Annotated in this window: 23 protein-coding genes; 18 read left to right on the top strand and 5 right to left on the bottom strand. The window is 57.6% G+C overall.

Annotated features, from left to right (window positions below; translation table 11 throughout):
• Positions 1–26 precede the first annotated feature (26 nt).
• The gene (locus AB6V08_RS19940; protein WP_368544544.1) at positions 27–2,801 is read left to right on the top strand and encodes an autotransporter outer membrane beta-barrel domain-containing protein; all 2,775 of its coding nucleotides are present in this window, start codon (positions 27–29) and stop codon (positions 2,799–2,801) included.
• Positions 2,802–2,896: 95 nt separating this feature from the next.
• Positions 2,897–3,523 (top strand): helix-turn-helix domain-containing protein, encoded by a 627-nt coding sequence (locus AB6V08_RS19935; RefSeq protein WP_368544543.1) that lies wholly within the window; start codon positions 2,897–2,899, stop codon positions 3,521–3,523.
• Positions 3,524–3,525: 2 nt separating this feature from the next.
• Here AB6V08_RS19935 and ampH read toward each other — a convergent pair whose 3' ends face one another.
• Positions 3,526–4,686 carry a D-alanyl-D-alanine-carboxypeptidase/endopeptidase AmpH gene (ampH, locus tag AB6V08_RS19930; protein WP_368544542.1) on the bottom strand — a complete coding sequence of 387 codons (1,161 nt, stop codon included), beginning with the start codon at positions 4,684–4,686 and terminating at the stop codon, positions 3,526–3,528.
• A 204-nt stretch (positions 4,687–4,890) separates the two neighbouring features.
• Between ampH and AB6V08_RS19925 the strand changes: the two genes are divergently transcribed.
• From AB6V08_RS19925 to AB6V08_RS19915, 3 genes are all read left to right on the top strand, one after another.
• Positions 4,891–5,424, top strand: coding sequence for an isochorismatase family protein (locus tag AB6V08_RS19925; RefSeq protein ID WP_368544541.1), 534 nt, complete (start codon positions 4,891–4,893; stop codon positions 5,422–5,424).
• Between the two features lie 116 nt (positions 5,425–5,540).
• Positions 5,541–6,761 (top strand): peptide antibiotic transporter SbmA, encoded by a 1,221-nt coding sequence (gene sbmA, locus AB6V08_RS19920; protein ID WP_368544540.1) that lies wholly within the window; start codon positions 5,541–5,543, stop codon positions 6,759–6,761.
• 14 nt (positions 6,762–6,775) lie between these two features.
• A complete protein-coding gene (locus AB6V08_RS19915) occupies positions 6,776–7,873 on the top strand; it encodes a DUF1615 domain-containing protein (RefSeq protein WP_368544539.1) in 1,098 nt (365 codons plus the stop codon).
• On the opposite strand, the gene AB6V08_RS19910 is transcribed toward AB6V08_RS19915, so the two are convergent.
• Positions 7,870–8,175 carry a DUF2755 family protein gene (locus AB6V08_RS19910; RefSeq protein ID WP_368544538.1) on the bottom strand — a complete coding sequence of 102 codons (306 nt, stop codon included), beginning with the start codon at positions 8,173–8,175 and terminating at the stop codon, positions 7,870–7,872. The genes AB6V08_RS19915 and AB6V08_RS19910 overlap by 4 nt on opposite strands.
• Positions 8,176–8,422: 247 nt before the next feature.
• Here AB6V08_RS19910 and AB6V08_RS19905 point away from each other — a divergent pair, with 247 nt between their 5' ends.
• Entirely contained in the window at positions 8,423–8,659 is a 237-nt protein-coding gene (locus AB6V08_RS19905) for a DUF2754 domain-containing protein (protein ID WP_368544537.1), read from the top strand.
• On the opposite strand, the gene ddlA is transcribed toward AB6V08_RS19905, so the two are convergent.
• Positions 8,656–9,756 (bottom strand): D-alanine--D-alanine ligase, encoded by a 1,101-nt coding sequence (gene ddlA / locus AB6V08_RS19900; protein ID WP_368544536.1) that lies wholly within the window; start codon positions 9,754–9,756, stop codon positions 8,656–8,658. The two genes, AB6V08_RS19905 and ddlA, sit on opposite strands and share 4 nt — an antisense overlap.
• A 103-nt stretch (positions 9,757–9,859) precedes the next feature.
• Here ddlA and AB6V08_RS19895 point away from each other — a divergent pair, with 103 nt between their 5' ends.
• The 6 genes from AB6V08_RS19895 to adrA all read left to right on the top strand — a co-directional run bounded on the left by AB6V08_RS19895 (position 9,860) and on the right by adrA (position 15,567).
• Complete coding sequence (locus AB6V08_RS19895) at positions 9,860–10,543, top strand: extensin family protein (protein ID WP_368544535.1); 684 nt, start codon at positions 9,860–9,862, stop codon at positions 10,541–10,543.
• A 170-nt stretch (positions 10,544–10,713) separates the two neighbouring features.
• Positions 10,714–11,928, top strand: a complete 1,215-nt coding sequence (locus tag AB6V08_RS19890) for a multidrug efflux MFS transporter (RefSeq protein ID WP_368544534.1) — start codon at positions 10,714–10,716, stop codon at positions 11,926–11,928.
• Positions 11,929–12,173: 245 nt separating this feature from the next.
• A complete protein-coding gene (gene iraP, locus AB6V08_RS19885) occupies positions 12,174–12,434 on the top strand; it encodes an anti-adapter protein IraP (protein WP_368544533.1) in 261 nt (86 codons plus the stop codon).
• Positions 12,435–12,533: 99 nt separating this feature from the next.
• Positions 12,534–13,949, top strand: a complete 1,416-nt coding sequence (phoA, locus tag AB6V08_RS19880) for an alkaline phosphatase (protein ID WP_368544532.1) — start codon at positions 12,534–12,536, stop codon at positions 13,947–13,949.
• Positions 13,950–14,040: 91 nt separating this feature from the next.
• Positions 14,041–14,361 (top strand): phosphate starvation-inducible protein PsiF, encoded by a 321-nt coding sequence (psiF, locus tag AB6V08_RS19875; protein ID WP_368544531.1) that lies wholly within the window; start codon positions 14,041–14,043, stop codon positions 14,359–14,361.
• Positions 14,362–14,463: 102 nt separating this feature from the next.
• Complete coding sequence (adrA, locus tag AB6V08_RS19870; protein WP_368544530.1) at positions 14,464–15,567, top strand: diguanylate cyclase AdrA; 1,104 nt, start codon at positions 14,464–14,466, stop codon at positions 15,565–15,567.
• Positions 15,568–15,583: 16 nt separating this feature from the next.
• Here adrA and proC read toward each other — a convergent pair whose 3' ends face one another.
• Positions 15,584–16,393: a pyrroline-5-carboxylate reductase gene (gene proC / locus AB6V08_RS19865; RefSeq protein ID WP_368544595.1), complete on the bottom strand. Its 810-nt coding sequence runs from the start codon at positions 16,391–16,393 to the stop codon at positions 15,584–15,586.
• Positions 16,394–16,503: 110 nt separating this feature from the next.
• Between proC and AB6V08_RS19860 the strand changes: the two genes are divergently transcribed.
• The 5 genes from AB6V08_RS19860 (at position 16,504) to ppnP (ending at position 19,142) form a co-directional block, all read left to right on the top strand.
• A complete protein-coding gene (locus AB6V08_RS19860; RefSeq protein WP_368544529.1) occupies positions 16,504–16,965 on the top strand; it encodes a YaiI/YqxD family protein in 462 nt (153 codons plus the stop codon).
• A 141-nt stretch (positions 16,966–17,106) separates the two neighbouring features.
• Positions 17,107–17,631 carry a shikimate kinase AroL gene (gene aroL / locus AB6V08_RS19855; RefSeq protein WP_368544528.1) on the top strand — a complete coding sequence of 175 codons (525 nt, stop codon included), beginning with the start codon at positions 17,107–17,109 and terminating at the stop codon, positions 17,629–17,631.
• Positions 17,632–17,675: 44 nt separating this feature from the next.
• Entirely contained in the window at positions 17,676–17,867 is a 192-nt protein-coding gene (gene yaiA, locus AB6V08_RS19850; RefSeq protein WP_368544527.1) for a protein YaiA, read from the top strand.
• Positions 17,868–18,104: 237 nt separating this feature from the next.
• On the top strand, positions 18,105–18,782 hold the full coding sequence (locus AB6V08_RS19845; protein WP_368544526.1) for an AroM family protein: 678 nt from the start codon (positions 18,105–18,107) through the stop codon (positions 18,780–18,782).
• Between the two features lie 72 nt (positions 18,783–18,854).
• Entirely contained in the window at positions 18,855–19,142 is a 288-nt protein-coding gene (gene ppnP, locus AB6V08_RS19840) for a pyrimidine/purine nucleoside phosphorylase (RefSeq protein WP_234675122.1), read from the top strand.
• 42 nt (positions 19,143–19,184) lie between these two features.
• Here ppnP and rdgC read toward each other — a convergent pair whose 3' ends face one another.
• Positions 19,185–20,099 carry a recombination-associated protein RdgC gene (gene rdgC, locus AB6V08_RS19835; protein ID WP_368544525.1) on the bottom strand — a complete coding sequence of 305 codons (915 nt, stop codon included), beginning with the start codon at positions 20,097–20,099 and terminating at the stop codon, positions 19,185–19,187.
• Positions 20,100–20,222: 123 nt separating this feature from the next.
• On the opposite strand from rdgC, the gene mak reads away from it, so the two are divergent.
• Positions 20,223–21,128 carry a fructokinase gene (gene mak, locus AB6V08_RS19830; protein ID WP_368544524.1) on the top strand — a complete coding sequence of 302 codons (906 nt, stop codon included), beginning with the start codon at positions 20,223–20,225 and terminating at the stop codon, positions 21,126–21,128.
• Positions 21,129–21,276 lie beyond the last annotated feature (148 nt).

Below are 21,276 nucleotides of genomic sequence, written 5' to 3'. Positions count from 1 at the left end.
TTAGGTCCCTGAGGAGGGATGACTCAATGCAAACATGGAAAAAGAAACTGGTCGTATCGCAAATTGCATTAGCCTGTACATTGGCTATCGCTTCTCAGGCAAATGCTAAGGATATCTCCGGAACAACGTATAATACTTTTGGTTACGATAATTCCGCCTCGACACCATGGTATTATGGCTATGCAGACTGGAATTATTCCGGTGCGGCGCACGATGGTGATATCTACCCTGTGATCAACAAGTCCACGGTGAACGGTGTCATCTCAACCTACTATCTGGACGATGGTCTGAACGGCCGTGCAAATGCCCTGAAAATCACCAACAGCACAATCAACGGCATGATCACCTCTCAGTGCATGACCACAACCTGTGCTGACGGCGTGGACACGGACGGTAAGGCGCACGCGCAGTACGATCGTTTCAGCCTGACGGTGGACAACAGCACCATCAACGACGCCTATGAGCACTACGCCTATAACGTTGTGAACGGCGACAAGACGGAATCGCGCACGCTGGACACCCATGCGCTGGGCAACGCGATCACCCTGAACGTGGAATCCGATATCCTGATCCAGAATAACTCACGCGTGGCGGGTATCACCCTGACGCAGGGTTATCAGAAAGCGGATAACACCCCTTACGACAGCAAGGAAGGCGTGGCGAACAACAGCCATGTATTCACCAACAAACTGGTGGTGAAAGACTCGGTTCTGACCTCCGGCGCATACCGCGATCTGGGCACCAGCGGCTTCTACGGTCAGTCTGCTAAGCCATCTGACTACGGCGAATCCAACGCTTCGGCTGCTGACGATGCGGCGCTGATTGTGACCGCGGGCGCGTCTGACAACGCCATGCAGACCACGGCTAACTTCGATCACTCTACCATTACCGGTGACATCGTCTTCACCAGCACCTTTGACAACAACTTCTACGTCAACGGCGATCCGGCAACCGACACCACCAACGACGGCGTGTACAACCCGACCACCAACGGCTGGGACGGTACCGACAAGCTGGACGTGACGCTGAACAACGGCAGCAAGTGGGTCGGTGCAGCAGTATCTAACGTGGAAGCGATTGGCACCTCGCAAATGTACGGCCTGGGTTACACCGGCGTGGACTGGAAGGCGCTGACGCCAAACAGCATCTGGCCTGGCTCTACCTTCGACAGCAACGGTCACGTCGCGGGTAACGAGGTTTATCAGAGCGGCCTGTTCAACGTGACGCTGAACAACGGCTCCGAGTGGGATACCCGCAAGTCGTCTAACATCGACAAGCTGGCGGTGAACAACCGCTCCCAGGTTAACGTGGAAAACTCCGGCCTGCTGGCGGACAGCATCACGCTGACCGGCGCGTCTAGCCTGAATATCGGCGATAGCGGCGAAGTGGCAACCCACAGCCTCTATCTGGACAGCGGCAGCCGCGCGGCGCTGACGCAGGAAACCGCAGAGCTGTACGCCAACACCATCACCGTGGATAACCACGCGGAGCTGGCGCTGGGTCTGGGCCAGGTTGACACCCATAAAATGGTGCTGACCGACAATGGCGTACTGAACGTGGCCAGCCGTGACTACGTGCTGAACGCGGATCTGAACAACGCGCGTTACACCACCAACGATCGCCACGTCGCGGGCTACGATCAGGGCGTGATCGCTCTGAACGCCGACGGTCACCTGGCGGTGAACGGCGAAGTGTCCGGTAACTACAAGGTGCGTATCGATAACGCTACCGGCGAAGGCTCCGTTGCGGATTACAAAAACAACGAAGTGATCCGCGTGTACGACAACAATGCGAACACCAAAGCGACCTTCACTGCGGCAAACAAAGCGGATCTGGGTGCTTACACCTATAAAGCGCAGCAGCAGGGCGACACCGTGGTGCTGCGTCAGCAGGAGCTGACCGACTACGCCAACATGGCGCTGAGCATTCCGTCTGCAAATGCCAACATCTGGAACATGCAGCAGGATACCCTGGGCGCACGCATCACCAACAGCCGTCACGGGCTGGCGGATAACGGCGGCGCGTGGGTGAGCTACTTCGGCGGCAACCTCGACGGCGACAACGGCGTTATCAGCTACGACCAGAATGCCAGCGGCATCATGGTTGGTCTGGATACGCAGATCGACGGCAACAACGCCAAATGGCTGGTCGGTGGTGCGGCGGGCTTCGCGAAAGGCGACGTGAGCGATCGCACGGGTCAGGTGGATCAGGACAGCCAGACCGCGATGGTTTACGCCTCTGCGAAGTTTGCTAACGACATCTTTATTGACGGCTCTCTGAACTACTCTCGCTTCAATAACGATCTCTCTGCGACCATGAGCAACGGCAAATACGTGGATGGCAACACCACCACCGACGCCTGGGGCTTTGGTATGAAGCTGGGTTACGACTGGAAACTGAACGACGCGGGCTACGTGACGCCGTATGCGGCGGTATCCGGTCTGTTCCAGGGCGGCGACAACTATCAGCTGAGCAACGGTCTGAAAGTGGGCGATCAGTCTTACGACAGCCTGCGCTACGAAGCGGGTGTGGATGCGGGTTATACCTTCAACTACGGCGGCGATCAGGCGCTGACCCCGTACTTCAAGCTGGCTTACGTGTATGACGACGCGGACAACAATGCGAACGTGAACGGCGATCGTATTGATAACGGCGTGAAAGGCTCTGCGGTTCGTGTAGGCCTGGGCACCCAGTTCAGCTTCACCAAAAACTTCAGCGCATACAGCGATGCAACCTATCTGGGCGGCGGCGACGTCGAGCAGAACTGGGGCGCGAATGTGGGCGTGAAGTACACCTGGTAATACGTCCTATACGGGGAGGCTTGCCTCCCCGTTTTCTCACAGAAAAATAATAAACCGCGCAAAAGAGCCATCAGGAAAGATGACTTGAGGTTGGAATGAACCATTACGCAAAACCAATTTCCGAATTCACCCGGCTGGAAAAATATCTGGCGCCTTACGGTACTTCTTTTCATCTCGGCGGACATCAAACGCTGTTTGGTGATTGCTACGATGAAGATCACTACACGCTGTTCCTGCAAAGCGGAACGCTCTCCATTAACCGACAGCAGGACGATCTGCTGGTTGAGATTGTCAGCGCGCCCTTTATTCTGGGGCTGAACGCGGGCATGGCGGGCAGCGGCTCGCAATACACCCTGATTACGCAGACGCCCTGCACCGGCTTTTATCTCCCTGCTGACGACACCCGCAGCCACATTCAGCAGGCTCACCTCTGGCGCGACGCCTTCTGCTGGCTCTCCTGGAATCACCGGATGATGGAAGTGCGCGACAGGCAGCTGGTGGGAAACAACTCCTACAGCCAGATCCGCTCCACGCTGCTGGATATGGCCGCCTGGGACGAAACGCTGCGCTCTCGCGTGGGGGTAATGAACTACATTCAGCGCCGCACGCGGATTTCGCGCTCGGTCGTGGCGGAGGTGCTGGCGGCGTTACGCCAGGGAAACTACATCAATATGAGCCGGGGCAAACTGGTCAGCATCAACCGTTTGCCCGCGGAATATTAAGGCTAATTGGAGGCCGTCAGCACCTGCGCTTTGTTGGCGCTCAGCTCGGCCACCAGATTGTTCACGCCGTCGCTCATGTTGACGAAGCGCGTGTTCGGGGAGCGGGTTACCACCACGAATGCGCCCACGTTCGACTGCGGGATCATCGCCATGTAGGTGATGAACCCGCCGCCGCCGCCGGTTTTCTGAATAATCCCCGGATGGCCGTCCTTCGGCGCCATGTACACCCATCCCAGGCCGAGCGCATCGGCTTTGCCCGGCACGTCCATGCCAATCACGCGGTGCAGCTGGCTGCGCTGGTAAATCAGCGTCTGCATCCGGTCGGCCTGGCTGCTGCGCGCGTAGAAATCCGACGACAGGAACTGCTGCATCCAGCGCATCATATCCCCCGGCGTGGAGTACACGCCGCCGCTGCCGATGGCCGCCAGGGTGTTATTGCACGGACTCGCCCCTTTTTCCGCCACCATCAGGCGCTTGCACTGATCCGGCGACGGGGTAAAGGTGGTGTCTTTCATGCCCAGCGGGCGGGTAATTTGCTCTTCGAACATCTGCGGATACGGCTTGCCCGCGGCGTTGGATAACGCGTCGGCCAGCAGATCGAAGGCCAGGTTAGAGTAGGCGGCCTGCGAGCCCGGCGCGGTTTTCAGCGTGGCGTTGGTCAGGTAGTTCCAGCGCTGCTCCCGGGTCGGCCAGACGAATACCGCGCGGTGCGGTGCGCCGCCGGGCTGTTCACGCGGCAGGGCGCTGGTGTGGGTCGCCAGATTCACCAGCGTAATCGGCGCGCCCTGGTAGGTCGGGACGCGCGCGCCCGGAGGGGCATATTTACTGAGCGGATCGTCGAGTTTCACCACGCCCTGATCGAGCAGCTTCACCAGCATTTCGCTGGTCATTAGCTTGGTCAGAGAAGCGATGCGGATAACGGAGTCGAGCTGCGGGTGAACGTTATTGCCTGGACGCGTTTCGCCAAAGCTGCGAAACACGCGCTGATTGCCGTCGATCACCACCAGCGCCATGCCGGTTGCGCCGCTGCCGTAATAGATCAGGTTAGCGTAACGGTCGGCAATATCAGAGGCTAAAGCAGGGGCTGTCAGCGGTTGGGCTGCCTGAGCGGTGGACAGGCTCACCGCACACAGCGCGGCGAAAGATAACAGACAACGTTTCAACGAAAAGCATCCATAAAGTAAATGAAGGAAGTAATGCGTATTTATACTACTAATCGGTACGGCGCAATGGGCCGAATTGCATAACCATAGCGAGAAAAACGTAACCGTGGGTAAATAAGAACAATTTCGCTGCGTTCCGTCTCCCATTTTGTGACATCGGGCTTATGATAGGGGCCTGTTTCACTCAAGGTTGCGGGGAAGGGTATGTCAGAAAAGCGTGTGGTTATGGTGGTCGATATGCAAAACGGCGTGTTCGACACGCCCCGTCATCAGCGTGAGAAATGCGTTTCGCTGATCAACCGGCTTACGCGGGCGGCAGAGGTGACGATCTTCATCCAGCATACCGAAGCGGGCGGGCTTGAGGTGGGAAGCGAGGGCTTTGCGTTGCTCCCGGAACTTGAGCAGCCAGCCGGGGCGTTCTACGTCACCAAAACCGCCTGCGATGCGTTCTACGACACGGAGCTTGCGGCGCTGCTTGGCCAGCAGGATATCCGCGAGTTTATCCTCTGCGGCTGCGCGACCGACTACTGCGTCGATGCCACCTTCAAAAATGGCGTCAGCCGGGGCTACCGGATCGTGGTGGCGGAAGATGCCCACACCACTGCCAACCGTCCCGCGGCGGAAGCGCAAACCCTGATCGCGCACTATAACGACGTCTGGCGCAACTTTATCGCCCCGAAGAATCCGCCCGCGGTGAAACCCACCGAAACAATTCTCGAAAGCTGGAAAGCGAACTAATAATAAACCGTCAGGTCTGACATTTTTGCCACGCGGCGCTCTGCCTGCGCGTGGCATGATTTTGCGTGGTGATGTGTTGTACACAGCAACAGCCATAACAACAAGAAGGAAGCATTATGTTTAAGTCTTTTTTCCCAAAGCCGGGGCCATTTTTCCTGTCGGCGTTTATTTGGGCACTGATCGCCGTCATTTTCTGGCAGGCCGGCGGCGGCGCGTGGCTGACGCGCATTGCGGGTGCAACGGGCGATGTGCCCATTAGCGCCGCGCGCTTCTGGTCGCGCAGCTATCTGCTGTTTTACGCCTACTATGCGGCCTGCGTTGGCCTGTTTGCTCTGTTCTGGTTCAACTACGCGCCGCACCGCTGGCAGTACTGGTCGATTCTCGGCACGGCGCTCATCATCTTTGTGACCTGGTTTCTGGTGGAAGTGGGCGTGGCGGTTAACGCCTGGTACGCGCCGTTCTACGATCTGATCCAGACCGCGCTTAGCTCGCCGCACAAGGTGACGATAGAGCAGTTCTATCACGAGGTGGGGATTTTCCTCGGCATCGCCCTGATTGCGGTGATCATCGGGGTGATGAACAACTTCTTCGTCAGCCACTACGTCTTCCGCTGGCGTACCGCGATGAACGAACACTACATGGCGCACTGGCAGCATCTGCGCCATATCGAAGGCGCCGCCCAGCGTGTGCAGGAAGACACCATGCGCTTTGCCTCCACCCTGGAGGATATGGGCGTGAGCTTTATCAACGCCATCATGACGCTGATCGCCTTCCTCCCGGTGCTGGTGACGCTCTCCGCGCACGTGCCGGATCTGCCGATCGTTGGCCATCTGCCGTACGGTCTGGTGATCGCGGCAATCGTCTGGTCGCTGATGGGCACCGGCCTGCTGGCGGTGGTGGGGATCAAGCTGCCGGGTCTGGAATTTAAAAACCAGCGCGTGGAGGCCGCCTACCGTAAAGAGCTGGTGTACGGCGAAGACGACGCCAACCGCGCCTCGCCGCCGACCGTGCGCGAGCTGTTCGGCGCGGTGCGCCGTAACTATTTCCGCCTCTATTTCCACTACATGTACTTCAACATCGCCCGCATCCTTTATTTGCAGGTAGACAACGTTTTCGGCCTGTTCCTGCTGTTCCCGTCGATTGTTGCGGGTACGATAACGCTCGGCCTGATGACGCAGATCACCAACGTCTTTGGTCAGGTGCGCGGCTCGTTCCAGTACCTGATCAGCTCCTGGACAACGCTGGTGGAGCTGATGTCTATCTATAAACGTTTACGCAGCTTTGAGCGTGAGCTGGACGATAAAGACCTGCAGGAAGTAACCAATACTTTTAGCTAAAACAGGGAGTTGCTATGCCATTTGCCGTATCGCGAGCGTTACCGCTGTCCATTCTTGCCGCCGTGGTGCTGGCGGGCTGTGCCGAAAAAGGGGCCGCGCCGCTCAGGGAGGGGGAAAAGCCCGTTGATGTGGCAAGCGTGGTGCGGCAGAAAATGCCCTCCAGCGTGAAGGACAGAAACGCCTGGGCATCGGCATTAGCAAAGACCTTCGAAAGCCAGAAAATCGCCCCCACCGAGGAGAATATCTGCTCGGTGCTGGCGGTGGCCCAGCAGGAGTCGATGTACCAGTCTGACCCGGCGGTGCCCGGCCTCAACAAGATTGCGTGGAAAGAGATCGACCGCCGCGCGGAGTCGATGCACATTCCGGTTTTCCTGGTGCATACCGCGCTTAAAATCTCCTCGCCGAACGGCAAAAGCTACAGCGACCGCCTGGATACGGTGAAAACCGAGAAGCAGCTGAGCGCCATTTTTGATGATTTCATCAGCATGGCGCCGATGGGGCAGAAGCTGTTTGGCTCGCTCAATCCAGTACACACCGGCGGGCCGATGCAGGTCAGCATCGCCTTTGCGGAAAAACACACCGACGGCTACCCGTGGAACATCGACGGCACGGTGCGCCAGGAGGTCTTCTCCCTGCGCGGCGGGCTGTGGTTTGGCACCTACCATCTGCTGAACTACCCGGCGAACTACAGCGAGCCGCTGTACCGCTTCGCCGACTTTAACGCAGGCTGGTACGCCAGCCGCAACGCGGCGTTCCAGAGCGCGGTGAGCCGGGCAAGCGGCGTGAAGCTGGCGCTGGACGGCGATCTTATCGCCTACGGCAGCAGCAGCGCGGGCACTACCGAGCTGGCGGTGCGCAAGCTTTCCACAAAGCTTGGGATGAGCAACAGCGAGATCCGCCGCCAGCTGGAGAAAGGCGACAGCCTCGCGTTTGAGAAGACGGATCTGTATCAGCAGGTGTTTAAGCTTGCGGAGCAGAAGAGCGGGAAAAGCTTACCGAGGGCGATACTGCCGGGGATCCAGCTGGAGAGCCCGAAGATCACGCGTAATCTGACAACCGCCTGGTTTGCAAAACGCGTGGATGAGCGTCGGGCTCGCTGTATGGCGCTTTAGCGGTGATGGCGACGCCAGCGCAGAACCAGCGCCACGACGCCGAGAATCATGCAGCCCGCCAGGAAAGGAATGAGTCCGAACACGGTGCTGACGCCAAAGCCAATCTCAACGCGCGGCCGGCCGGTATCCTGAACCTGCATCAGGTGTTCATAAACGCCTGGTGCATGAACCAGCATGTTCAGCAGCTGTGAGCCAGCCCAGAAGCAGAACAGCACAAACAGGGCGTAGGCTATGTTACCCGCCGTGGAGGTTTTTGGTTGTTTGCCGCCAAATATCGGCCTCGACAATGTAAAATCAGCCATAAAGACCTCCCGAAATTCACTCTGTTCATATACGTTTCGTACAGGGTGAGTGTGACAGGTCATAGCATTTGTCAATATCAGAATCGTGGTAATTTACCCTGCGGATTCCTCCTGGATTGTCGATTTCTGCATCACATCACAGTTTTATGACTTAAGTGAAATTGCGACACATTTGAGAATTTCCGCATCCGCCACAGACCTGATGTAGAAACTGTGAGAGGATAGCTTTTTTTCTGCCGGGGTCCCCATGAAGCTCACTTCTAAACTACGCCGTGACTGGCATTACTACGCCTTTGCTATCGGGCTTATCTTTATTCTTAACGGGGTTGTGGGGCTGCTCGGGTTTGAAGCGAAAGGCTGGCAAACCTACGCGGTGGGGCTGGTGACCTGGGTGATAAGCTTCTGGCTGGCGGGATTTATCATCCGCCGTCGGCCTGAGGACGCGACGGCGGACGAGAGCAACGCGGCTGAGAAAGCCGATTAGCCGTTAACGGAGCTTTTGAGGGCGCTGTCGGCGGCGTGACGCTCCAGCGCCAGTTCGATCAGGCGGGTGATCAAATCGGTATAGCCAATGCCGCTGGCCTGCCACAGTTTTGGATACATGCTGATGTTGGTAAAGCCCGGCAGGGTGTTGATCTCGTTGATCACCACCTCATTTTCCGGGGTTAAGAACACGTCCACGCGCGCCATCCCGCCGCAGCCGAGCGCCTGATAGGCCTCAATGGCGATCCCGCGGATCTTATCGTTGATGGCCGGGGAGAGATCCGCAGGAACAACCACCTGCGCGCCTTTATCATCGATGTATTTCGTATCGTAAGAGTAGAAGTCGCTGTTCAGCACCACTTCGCCGCAGGTGCTTGCCTGTGGGAAATCGTTGCCCAGCACCGCGCACTCAATTTCGCGCCCTTTAATGCCCTGCTCAACCACCACCTTATGGTCGAATTCGAACGCCAGACGCACGGCCTCTGCGTACTGCGCTTCGCTGTTCACCTTGCTCACGCCTACGGAGGAGCCCTGATTGGCAGGCTTCACGAACAGCGGCAGGCCGAGTTGGGCGCTGATGCTGTCAAAGCTGTGCTTGTCGCGGTTGGCGCGGGTGAGGGTGACGAACGGGGCAATGTTCAGCCCGGCATCGCGCAGCAGGCGCTTGGTGACGTCTTTATCCATGCAGGCGGCGGAGCCCAGCACGTCGGAGCCGACAAACGGCAGGTTAGCCATGCGCAGCATCCCCTGGAGGGAGCCATCTTCGCCCAGGGTGCCGTGAACAATCGGAAACACCACGTCGATTTGCGCCAGCGCCTGCGCGTTGCCCGCGTCGATGAATTGCCCCTGAAGCACGCCGGGTACGGTAGCAACGCTGATTTCAGAGGGGTTAAGCGCGATATGAGCCGGATCGTTCGCATTTAACAGGTACTGGCTGGCGTCGTTAACGTGCCACTGCCCCTGTTTATCAATGCCCAGCAGCACGACCTCGAAACGGGTTTTATCGATCGCATCGACAATATTTTTTGCCGACTGCAACGATACCTCGTGCTCTGCTGATTTTCCCCCAAAGACAATACCCACCCGCTGCTTAGCCATTTCACTCTCTTCCAGTCTGACGAAAAGCCTATAACATACCACGATGCCCGGCGGGTTTCGCGGCCTTCTGCCATAATGTTTTAGAGGGTTACGAGGGGGGAGAGTGAAAGGAAAAAGCCTGCTGATTATTTTCATTATGGTGACAGCCGCAGCGGCGGGGTATCGCTGGCTGCCGTCTTACTACAACCCTTTTACGCCGCTCTCTCTTGACGATCCGCCCGGCAAAATCACCCAGTTTAAACTTCGGCGCCTTACCCCTGAGGCGTGTGAAAACCTGCTCGCCCAGGCTAATCAAAAGCGGCTTATCCGCACCCAGGCCGTGGCAGACTCCGCCGGGGAGTGTCCGCTCACTAACGTGGTGCGGGTGCGCGACTTCGGCCCGGTCAGCCTCAGCGGCAGCTTTTTAGCCAGCTGTCCCCTGGCGCTCAGCTCGGCGCTGTTCGTCAGCCAGCAGGCGCGCCCGCTGACCAAAAGCTTCATGGGCAGCGAGCTGACGCGCATTGATCATCTGGGCAGCTTCGCCTGCCGCAACATTTACCACCGCCCGGACGCCCGGCGCAGCGAACACGCCACCGCAGAGGCGTTAGATATCAGCGGGTTCAGGCTGGCCAACGGACAGCGCGTGACCGTGCTGCGCGGCTGGCAGTCGGACAACACGCAGCCCTGGCTTCAGGCGCTGCTGGCGGCGAGCTGCGAATACTATGGCAACGGTCTGGGTCCGGCGTACAACGCCGCCCACGCGAACCATTTTCACCTTGGAATGCGGGGCTTCGGGCTGTGTCGTTAAAGCATAATCTGCCGCTATGAATTGGATAATATGTGACATGTTTCACAAATATGATGACTGGGAAGATAAAACACCAAAGTCACTGAGGCCCGCATCTCTGGCGCTACGTGAATGCACGTAACTTGCTAATCTGTGGACGAATTCGCCTAAAAATGAAGATTGCGCCCGCTATGGAATCCTGGAAAGTTAACCTCATATCGGTCTGGTTTGGCTGTTTTTTTACCGGACTTGCCATTAGCCAGATTTTACCCTTCCTGCCGCTGTACGTTGCGCAGCTCGGCGTGTCGTCCCATGAAGCGCTCTCGATGTGGTCGGGGCTCACCTTCAGCGTGACGTTTCTGGTATCGGCCATCGTGTCGCCCATGTGGGGCAGCCTGGCGGACAGAAAAGGGCGCAAGCTGATGCTGCTGCGCGCCTCGCTGGGCATGGCGGTGGCGATCCTTCTCCAGGCGTTTGCCACCAACGTCTGGCAGCTGTTTTTGCTCCGCGCGCTGATGGGGCTCACCTCCGGCTACATTCCAAACGCCATGGCGCTGGTGGCCTCCCAGGTGCCGCGCGAGCGAAGCGGCTGGGCGCTCAGCACCCTTTCCACGGCGCAGATCAGCGGCGTGATCGGCGGCCCGCTGATGGGGGGCTTCCTCGCTGACCACGTCGGCCTGCGCGCGGTCTTCTTCATTACCGCGTCGCTGCTGGTCGTCAGCTTCCTGGTCACGCTGTTTCTGATTAAAGAGGGCGGTCGACCGGTGGTGAGCAAGTCAGAGCGCCTGAGCGGGAAGGCGGTATTTGCCACGCTGCCCTATCCGGGACTGATGATTAGCCTGTTTGTCACCACCATGGTGATCCAGCTCTGCAACGGCTCCGTTGGCCCGATCCTGGCGCTGTTTATCAAATCGATGGAGCCGGACAGCAACAACATTGCGTTTCTCAGCGGCATGATTGCCGCCGTGCCCGGCGTATCGGCGCTGATCTCCGCGCCGCGTCTGGGAAAACTGGGCGACCGAATCGGCACGGCGCGCATCCTGATGGCGACGCTGATTATCGCCGTGGTGCTCTTTTTCGCCATGTCGTTTGTCACATCGCCGCTCCAGCTTGGGGTGCTGCGTTTCCTGCTGGGGTTTGCCGACGGTGCCATGCTGCCCGCGGTGCAAACCCTGCTGGTGAAATATTCCAGCGACCAGGTCACCGGGCGAATCTTTGGCTATAACCAGTCGTTTATGTATTTAGGCAACGTCGCCGGGCCGCTCATCGGCGCATCCGTTTCGGCCATGGCGGGGTTCCGCTGGGTATTTGCCGCGACGGCGGTGGTGATCCTGATTAATATTATTCAGCTGGCGTTTGCATTACGCCGCCGCCAGCAATTAGCCGCCGCGAAATCGGCGCGTTAACGCCCGACGGATGCATTATATATTCTTATGGTGAGCGCATTTTTATATAACAAAATGCGCTCACCCGCTATTTGCACTTTCATTGTGCGCTAATGGGTTTTAATAATAGAAAAACGTTTCGCTGATAAGCTGCATCACATATTTGAGCTTAAAGATAATATTTACATGAGATAATACTCAACGCTGCTTTGCATTATGGATTTGGAATGATAAGTTCAGGAAAAATGGCATAAGGAAATAGCACGATGAAGAATCTTATTGCGGAATTGCTGGTCAAGCTTGCCCAAAAGGAAGAGGAGTCCAAAGAGCTGGTCGCCCAGGTTGAAGCGCTGGAAATTGTGGTCACCGCGCTGCTACGACAAATGGCGAAAACCGACCAGCAGGCGTTAATTGATAGCATCGAAGGGGCGCTGGACAGCGCCAGACCTCACTCTCAGGTGCCCGTGGAGGACGCGGAGTTGCTTAACCAGTACGTAAAGAAGCTATTAAGGCATCCTCGCAGCTAAACTGTCACAGGACCTGACAGCGTGTCATAGAAATGTCATGCGGGTTGCCTATAGTCGCTCTGTTTTATTTTTTATGTATTTGTACATGGAGAAAATAAATTGAAACAGAGCGCACTTTTCCTTGCTTTAATGCCCCTGATTTTTACCCCGGTTATTCACGCTGAAACCACCAGCACTGCCGTACTGGATAATCGCGCCGCGAAGGGCGATATCACCCAGCCCGGTGGCGCGCGCCGACTGTCAGACGATCAAACCGCCGCCATTCGCGCTTCGCTGAATGACAAGCCGGCTAAAAATATTATTCTGCTGATTGGCGACGGTATGGGCGATTCCGAAATTACCGCTGCGCGAAATTATGCCGAAGGCGCGGGCGGCTATTTTAAGGGGATCGATGCATTACCCCTGACCGGACAATATACCCACTACGCCCTGAATAAAAAAACCGGCAAGCCGGATTACGTTACGGACTCCGCGGCGTCCGCGACCGCATGGTCAACGGGCGTGAAAACCTATAACGGCGCGCTGGGCGTCGATATTCATGAAAAAGATCGTCAAACCATTCTGGAGATGGCTAAAGCGGCGGGGCTGGCAACCGGCAACGTATCGACGGCTGAACTCCAGGATGCCACGCCTGCGGCGCTGGTGTCGCACGTAACCTCGCGTAAATGCTATGGCCCGTCGGTCACCAGCGAAAAATGCCCGACCAACGCGCTGGAGAAGGGCGGCAAAGGCTCAATTACCGAACAGCTGCTGAACGCCCGCCCGGACGTGACGCTGGGCGGCGGGGCGAAAACCTTCGCTGAAACCGCCACCGCCGGTGAGTGGCAGGGCAAATCCCTGCGCGAACAGGCGCAGGCGCGCGGCTATCAGCTCGTGAGCGATGCGGCGTCGCTTACGGCCATCACCGAAGCGAATCAGGATAAACCGCTGCTGGGCCTGTTCTCTGAGGGCAACATGCCGGTACGCTGGGAGGGCCCGAAGGCTTCTTACCACGGCAACATCGACAAGCCGGCAGTCACCTGTACGCCAAACCCCAAGCGTGACGACAGCGTACCGACGCTCGCCGCGATGACGGATAAAGCCATCTCCCTGCTGAGCAAAAGCGAAAAAGGCTTCTTCCTGCAGGTAGAGGGGGCGTCTATCGATAAGCAGGATCACGCCGCGAACCCGTGCGGCCAGATTGGCGAAACGGTCGATCTCGACGAAGCGGTGCAGAAGGCGCTCGAGTTCGCGAAGAAGGACGGTAACACCCTGGTGGTGGTGACCGCCGACCACGCGCACGCCAGCCAGATTATCCCGCCGGACACCAAAGCGCCGGGGCTGACCCAGGCGCTGAACACTAAGGACGGCGCGGTGATGGTGATGAGCTATGGCAACTCCGAAGAGGAGTCTATGGAGCATACCGGAACGCAGCTGCGCATTGCCGCCTACGGCCCCCATGCGGCCAACGTGGTAGGGCTGACCGACCAGACGGATCTGTTCTACACCATGAAAGCGGCGCTGGGTCTGAAATAACATACACATCCGGCAGAAATCGCCTCTGCCGGGTGGTATTTTTCCCACCGCGAACCAGACTTAACGTGAATGTTCACAAAAGGATGGTGCAATGAAAACAACAATACTGCTTACCCTGCTTTCCGGCGCGTTTCTGATGGCCTCAGCGAACGCGGCAGATAAACCCCTCACGCCGCAGCAGCAGCGCATGACGACCTGCAACCAGCAGGCAACGGCACAAACGCTGAAGGGCGACGCGCGTAAGACCTACATGAGCGACTGCCTGAAAAACGGCGCCGCTAAGCCGGATGAAAAAAGTCTGACCCCGCAGCAGCAGCGAATGCGCGAGTGTAATGCCCAGGCGACAGAACAATCGCTCAAGGGCGACGATCGTAAAAAATTCATGAGCGGCTGCCTCAAAAAACAGGCGTAGTTCTAACGGGTGAGTTCCCGCCACGGCTCACCCGAAATTTCATACTCCCGCCGAATACCCCCTCTCTATAATTTGGGAAAATGTTTCAGAATATTCCCAAAAATGATGAATGATGACGATTTTTACACTAACCAACGCATTCGGGAAGAGTGGCACCAGAACCTTTCTCAGGATGACGCCCACCGTTCCGGCATCCAGTTTGCCCGGCGGGTAAGACTGGCGCGCGTCGTCGGGCTGGGGGCGCTGTTTTTTCCGATTGCCGGGATGCTGGTCACCCATTTCCACAGCGGCGGCTGGTGGCTGGCGCTGGTTGGCTGGGCGTTTGTCTGGCCGCACCTTGCCTGGCAGCTTTCCTGCCGCTCGCCCGCACCGCACCAGAGTGAAATTCAGCACCTGAAAATCGATGCCGTGATTGCCGGCGTCTGGATTGGCCTGATGGGGATCAACGTGCTGCCCACCGCGGCGCTGGTGATGATGGTCGGGATGAACATGATGGGGGCCGGCGGCTGCCGCCTGTTTTTAGCGGGGGTCGTTATGACCTTTGCGTCGGCGCTGATGACGCTGGCGCTGACGGGCAGGGTCGTGACGTTTGCCCCCGACGCGCTCGAAGGGTGGCTGACGCTCCCCATTCTGGTGCTTTACCCGATGCTTTTCGCCTGGCTCAGCCACCGCACGGCGATGCGGCTGCTTGAGCACAAGCGGCGGCTGGAGCTGATGAGTACCCGTGACGGCATGACCGGCGTCTACAACCGCCGCCACTGGGAAACCCTGCTGCGAAACGAGTTTGACCACTGCCGCCGCAGCCACCGCGTCGCCACCATTTTGCTGATCGATATCGACCACTTTAAGAGTATCAACGACACCTGGGGGCACGACGTGGGCGACGAGGCGATAATCGCCATTACCCGTCAGATCCAGATGACCCTGCGCGCCGGCGACCATATCGGGCGCTTTGGCGGGGACGAGTTCGCGGTGATCATGTCCGGTACCCCGGCGGAGAGCGCCATCGCGGCGATGTCCCGGGTGCATGAGCGGCTGGAAAACATGTCGCTGCCCGGCGCGCCCAATGAGCGGCTGCGCATTAGCGTCGGCGTTGCGCCGTGGGGGACGCAGTTTGGGCACTATCGGGAATGGCTGAAAGCGGCGGACGTGGCGCTGTATAAAGCGAAAAATGCCGGACGCGGCCGCACGGAAGTGGCGGCCTGACGCCCGGCTGAGGGCGTTATGACTTGCTGAGTTTCTCTGATTTTTCCATGCACTTCGCCATCGCTTCGATGACCGCCGCGCGGAACCCGCGCTCTTCAAGCACGCGCACGGCTTCAATGGTGGTGCCGCCAGGGGAGCAGACCATATCTTTCAGCTCGCCCGGATGTTTCCCGGTTTCGAGCACCATTTTGGCAGAGCCCATCACCGCCTGCGCCGCAAACTTATAGGCCTGCGCGCGCGGCATTCCGCCGAGAACCGCGGCATCGGCCATCGCTTCGATGAACATAAAGACGTAGGCCGGTGCAGAGCCGCTGACGCCCACCACCGGGTGGATCATCGATTCGGCAATCACTTCGGCTTCGCCAAAGCAGCGGAAAATATTCAGCACGTCGGCGATATCTTCTGAGGTCACCAGCGCGTTAGGGGTCACGGAGGTCATCCCGGCGTTCACCAGCGACGGGGTGTTAGGCATGGCGCGCACAATTTTGCGGTCATGGCCCAGGGCGCGCGCCAGCTGATCCAGCGTCACGCCTGCGGCAATGGACACCACCAGGGTGTCTTTATTCAGGCTGGAGGTGATTTCACTCAGCACCTTGATCATGATGTTAGGCTTCACGGCACCGAAGACGATATCCGCGACCTGCGCCACTTCCTGGGCGCTTTCAGCGGCATTAATACCGTACTCATCACGCAGGGCAGCGACTTTATCCGGCGATGGGGTATAAACCCAAATCTGGCCCGGCAGCACCTGACCGCTGGCGATCAGCCCGCCAAGAATGGCTTTTCCCATGTTGCCACAGCCGATAAAACCGATTTTCTTCTCCATCATGCCTCTCCGTTCTTATCCGTTGTTGTTTATGATCGATAGCGTTGCTTTATAGCTTAACAATGAAAAGCGAGGGACAATAGTCGGCAATGTCATTAAGGGGAGACAATATGGCGATTTGGGTTGATGCGGACGCGTGTCCGAATGTTATCAAAGAGATCCTGTTCCGCGCCGCCGATCGCGTGCAGATGCCGTTAACGCTGGTGGCGAACCAGAATATCCGCGTACCGCCCTCCAGGTTCATCCGCTCGCTGCGCGTGCCCGCCGGGTTCGACGTGGCGGATAACGAGATTGTGCGCCTGTGCAGCGCGGAGGATTTGGTCATCACCGCCGATATCCCGCTGGCCGCCGAAGTGCTGGAGAAAGGCGCGGCTGCGCTCAATCCGCGCGGGGAGCGCTATTCCCCGGCAACCATCCGGGAAAAGCTCACCATGCGCGATTTTATGGATACGATGCGCGCCAGCGGCGTACAGACCGGCGGGCCGGATAGCCTGTCCCAGCGTGATCGCCAGCAGTTTGCCGCCGAGCTGGATAAATGGCTGCTGGAAGTGAAGCGCCGCAGCGCCAAATGATAACCATTGTCAATTTGTGGTACAGTGTGCCCACGGCAGGGTTGTCATCCCCTGCCGCTTTGCAGTAAAGTTAACGCAACATCTGCTGCAACCATTTCTTTACAGTCTTACGCTATCCGGCGTCAAGGGGAACACCTGGTTATGACCCAACCCATCTTTTTAGTTGGCCCCCGCGGCTGTGGAAAATCCACCGTTGGCCTTGAGCTGTCCCGCGTGTGTCAAAGCGAGTTTGTCGATACCGACCAGTGGCTGCAGGCTCAGGCCGGGCAGTCTATCGCCGAGATCGTCGAACAAGAGGGCTGGGAAAGTTTTCGCGCGCGTGAAACCGCCACGCTTGAAGCCGTCACGGCGCCGTCAACGGTTATCGCCACGGGCGGCGGGATTATTCTGGCGGAGTACAACCGTCAGTTTATGCGCGAAAAAGGGATTGTGATCTATCTCTGCGCCCCGGTCTCGACCCTCGTCGGCCGCCTTGAGGCGTTCCCGGAAGAGGGACAGCGCCCGACGCTCACCGGCAAGCCCATCAGCGAAGAGGTCAGCGAGGTGCTGGCGGAGCGCGATGCGTTGTACCGTGAAGCCGCCCATCACGTGGTGGATGCCGCAGCGTCGCCAGAAGAGGTTGTGATTCAGATTATTACCGCCCTGCGTTTGGCTTGCGCCAGCTAAGCGGCGTCTATACTCATAGCTCAGACATTAAAAAAGGATGAGCTATGCCAACCAGACCTCCCTATCCGCGTGAAGCCCGTATTGTTACCGTCGAAAAAGGTAATGGCGATAAGACCGTAACCTGGTATCAACTTCGCGCCGACCACCCCAAGCCTGACTCCCTGATCAGCGAACACGAAACCGAGCAGGAAGCGCTGGATGCCAAACGGCGCTACGAAGATCCCGATAAGTCCTGATAAAAATCCTAAAGCGCAGGTAATCGTGCCCTAATCACACTTTTCACACATCGAAAATGTTAAGCAGGAGTTAATATTAAGTTATTACAGGCAGATTCAGAATGGGCAGTGGATCTTTACAAAATGCGATGGAGATCTGCTGCTACGCTTGGTGCTGTTTTGTAGAAAATATGAACAGTACAGCGAACTGAATCTGTTCCTGTGTGGCGGCTGTGGGAGTAAGGGAAGGCGATTAACATGAAGGCGACGTTGGCGATCCTCACCATTGGTGTGGTGCCTGTAAGCGAAGTATTACCGCTCTTAACGGAGCACATCTCTGAACAACAAATCACGCATCTTAGTCTGTTAGGAAAGATGAGTCGGGAAGAGGTCATGGAAGACTACGCTGTTGAGGAAGGGGACGATCCTCTGCCGACGTTATTAAGTGACGGTAAACTGGCGCATGTGTCACGTCAGAAAATCGAGCGTGCATTACAGAGCGTAATTGAAGTGCTCGATAATCAAGGCTATGACGTCATTTTGCTGATGAGTACGGCGCCGATTAAGGGGCTTTCGGCACGTAATTCCATTTTGCTGGAACCGATGCGGATTATCCCGCCGCTGGTGGCCTCGATTGTTGATGGTCATCAGGTGGGCGTGATTGTTCCCATAGAAGAGCTGCTGGAAAACCAGGCGGTGAAGTGGAGCGCGCTTGAAAAAACGCCGCTCTACGCGCTGGCGCACCCCATCTCGGATAGCGATGAGAAGCTGATCGCCTCCGGGCAGGCGTTGCTGGATAAAGGGGCAGACGTGCTAATGCTGGATTGCCTTGGTTTTCATCAGCGCCATCGGGACCTGCTGCAAAAAGCCCTGGACGTTCCGGTTCTGCTATCCAACGTGCTGATGGCGCGTCTGGCGTCCGAGCTACTGGTGTAATGATTTTGCGTGACAGGTCATGAGCATGGCCCCTATAGTGGATTTTTCTCTAATAAATATAAGGGCCAGTTCATGCTTCAAAGTAACGAATACTTTTCCGGTAAAGTGAAATCCATTGGGTTTACCAGCAGCAGCACTGGCCGCGCCAGCGTTGGCGTGATGGCTGAAGGGGAATACACCTTTGGCACGGCGGAAGCCGAAGAGATGACGGTTGTCAGCGGCGCGCTGAACGTCTTACTGCCGGGTGAAACGGAGTGGAAAGTTTTCGCGGCAGGGCAAGTTTTCAACGTCCCGGCCCACAGCGAGTTCCATTTGCAGGTTGCTGAGCCGACGTCCTACCTGTGTCGCTATCTGAAATAACGCATTTCTGACCCTCTCCCGCGTGGGGAGAGGGTTAACGGTTTATCTTTGCGCTTCCCCGCCAAGACCTTCTACCAGGCTCTGAATTAACGCCGCCAGCTCACCCGTCATCAGGATAAAGTCCGCGTCAAAGCGCTGGGCGTAATCTTCCCGGTCAATATCTTCGTTCTGATCGCGCAGTTCGTCGCAGAACTTCAGGCGCTTCACGGAGCCGTCGTCGCACATCACGAACTGAATGCGCTGCTGCCAGTCGAGCGCCAGCTTGGTAACCAGCTTGCCGGCTTCAATGTGAACAGCGATTTCGTCGCAAACCAGATCCTGTTTCTTCGCGCGGATCACGCCGCCGTCTTCGAGGATCGCCTTCAGCTCGGCTTCATCAAGCAGCTGGAAGCCCTGTGGCGCAGAGCCGCTGCGCACCCACTCGGTCAGGGTCAGCTCGATAGGGTTTTCCATCGCCAGCGGAACCACCGGCAGCGAGCCCAGGCTTTTACGCAGCAGGGCCAGCGTATCTTCGGCTTTTTTCGCGCTGGCGCAGTCCACCATGATCAGTCCGTTGACGGTGTCGATCCACATCATGGTCTGGCTAAAACGGCTAAAGGCGCGCGGCAGCAGCGAGTGCAGCACTTCGTCCTTCAGGGAATCTTTTTCGGTTTTTTTCAGCTTGCGGCCCTGTTCGGCCTCCAGCTTGAAGATCTTCGCTTCGAGCGCCTGCTTCACCACCGGCGAGGGCAGGATCTTCTCTTCTTTACGCGCACAAACGATGATTTGACCCGTGCTGCTGGCGTGGGTCAGCGCATCGCTTTGTGAACCCATCGGAGGAACCCAACCGGTTTTCGCCATATCCTGGCTACCGCAAGGGGTGAAGGTATAAGCGGCTAACTGTTTTTCCATCTCTTCCACGCGCAGCGAAACGTCGCGGCTAAGACGGTAAACCATCAAATTTTTGAACCACAGCATGATAATTTCCACGGCCTTGTCGTTAAATCAGCGGGCATGATAGCGAATTGTCGCATCGCTTGCATTGCTAATCGGGTAACCGGCTTCTACTCTGTTGATAATCAAAATAATGAGGAGCGTCTTGTGCGTATTGGGATTGATTTGGGCGGTACCAAAACAGAAGTGATCGCACTGAGCGAGCAGGGTGAGCAGCTGTTCCGCCACCGTCTGCCGACCCCCCGTGATGATTATCATCAGACCATCGAAACCATTGCCCGGCTTGTCGACCTGGCAGAGCAGGCCACCGGGCAGACCGGCACCGTGGGGATGGGGATCCCCGGCTCGATTTCGCCTTTTACCGGCGTGGTTAAAAACGCGAACTCCACCTGGCTCAACGGACAGCCTTTCGATAAAGATTTAAGCGCGCGCCTGAACCGTGAAGTGCGGCTGGCGAACGACGCGAACTGCCTGGCGGTATCCGAGGCCATCGACGGCGCCGCGGCCGGGGCGCAGACGGTGTTTGCGGTGATTATCGGCACGGGCTGCGGCGCGGGCGTGGCTTTTAACGGTCGTGCGCACATTGGCGGTAACGGCACGGCGGGCGAGTGGGGGCACAATCCCCTGCCGTGGATGGACGAAGACGAGCTGAAATACCGCGTGGAGGTGCCGTGCTACTGCGGTAAACAGGGCTGCATCGAAACCTTTATTTCCGGCACCGGCTTTGCCACCGACTACCATCGCCTCAGCGGAAACCCGCTCAAAGGTAACGAGATTATGCGTCTGGTGGAGGCGCAAAACCCCGTCGCGGAGCTGGCGCTGAGCCGCTACGAAATGCGTCTGGCGAAGTCGCTGGCGCACGTCATTAATATTCTGGATCCCGACGCGATCGTGCTCGGCGGCGGCATGAGCAACGTGGATCGCCTGTACGCCACCGTGCCGAATCTGGTGAAGCAGTGGGTGTTCGGCGGCGAATGTGAAACCCCGATCCGCAAAGCGGTGCACGGGGATTCGAGCGGCGTGCGCGGCGCGGCGTGGTTGTGGCCGGAGTAGGTTTTGCCTTTATTCAATTTCCCTGTGAGTTAATGAATCCACGGGAATTTTCTTTGCTAGATGCGACGAAAATGTCTCATTAAATAAAGAGATTACAGCGACACCCCGTTCCGGCCGAAAATCGCCGAAGCGTTTCCGTAAGGCCGGG

This window comes from Enterobacter soli (genome assembly GCF_964208575.1).
Classification (GTDB): domain Bacteria; phylum Pseudomonadota; class Gammaproteobacteria; order Enterobacterales; family Enterobacteriaceae; genus Enterobacter; species Enterobacter soli_A.
Note: the sequence above shows the minus strand (reverse complement) of the source record. Positions and strands in the feature narration are given on the sequence as shown.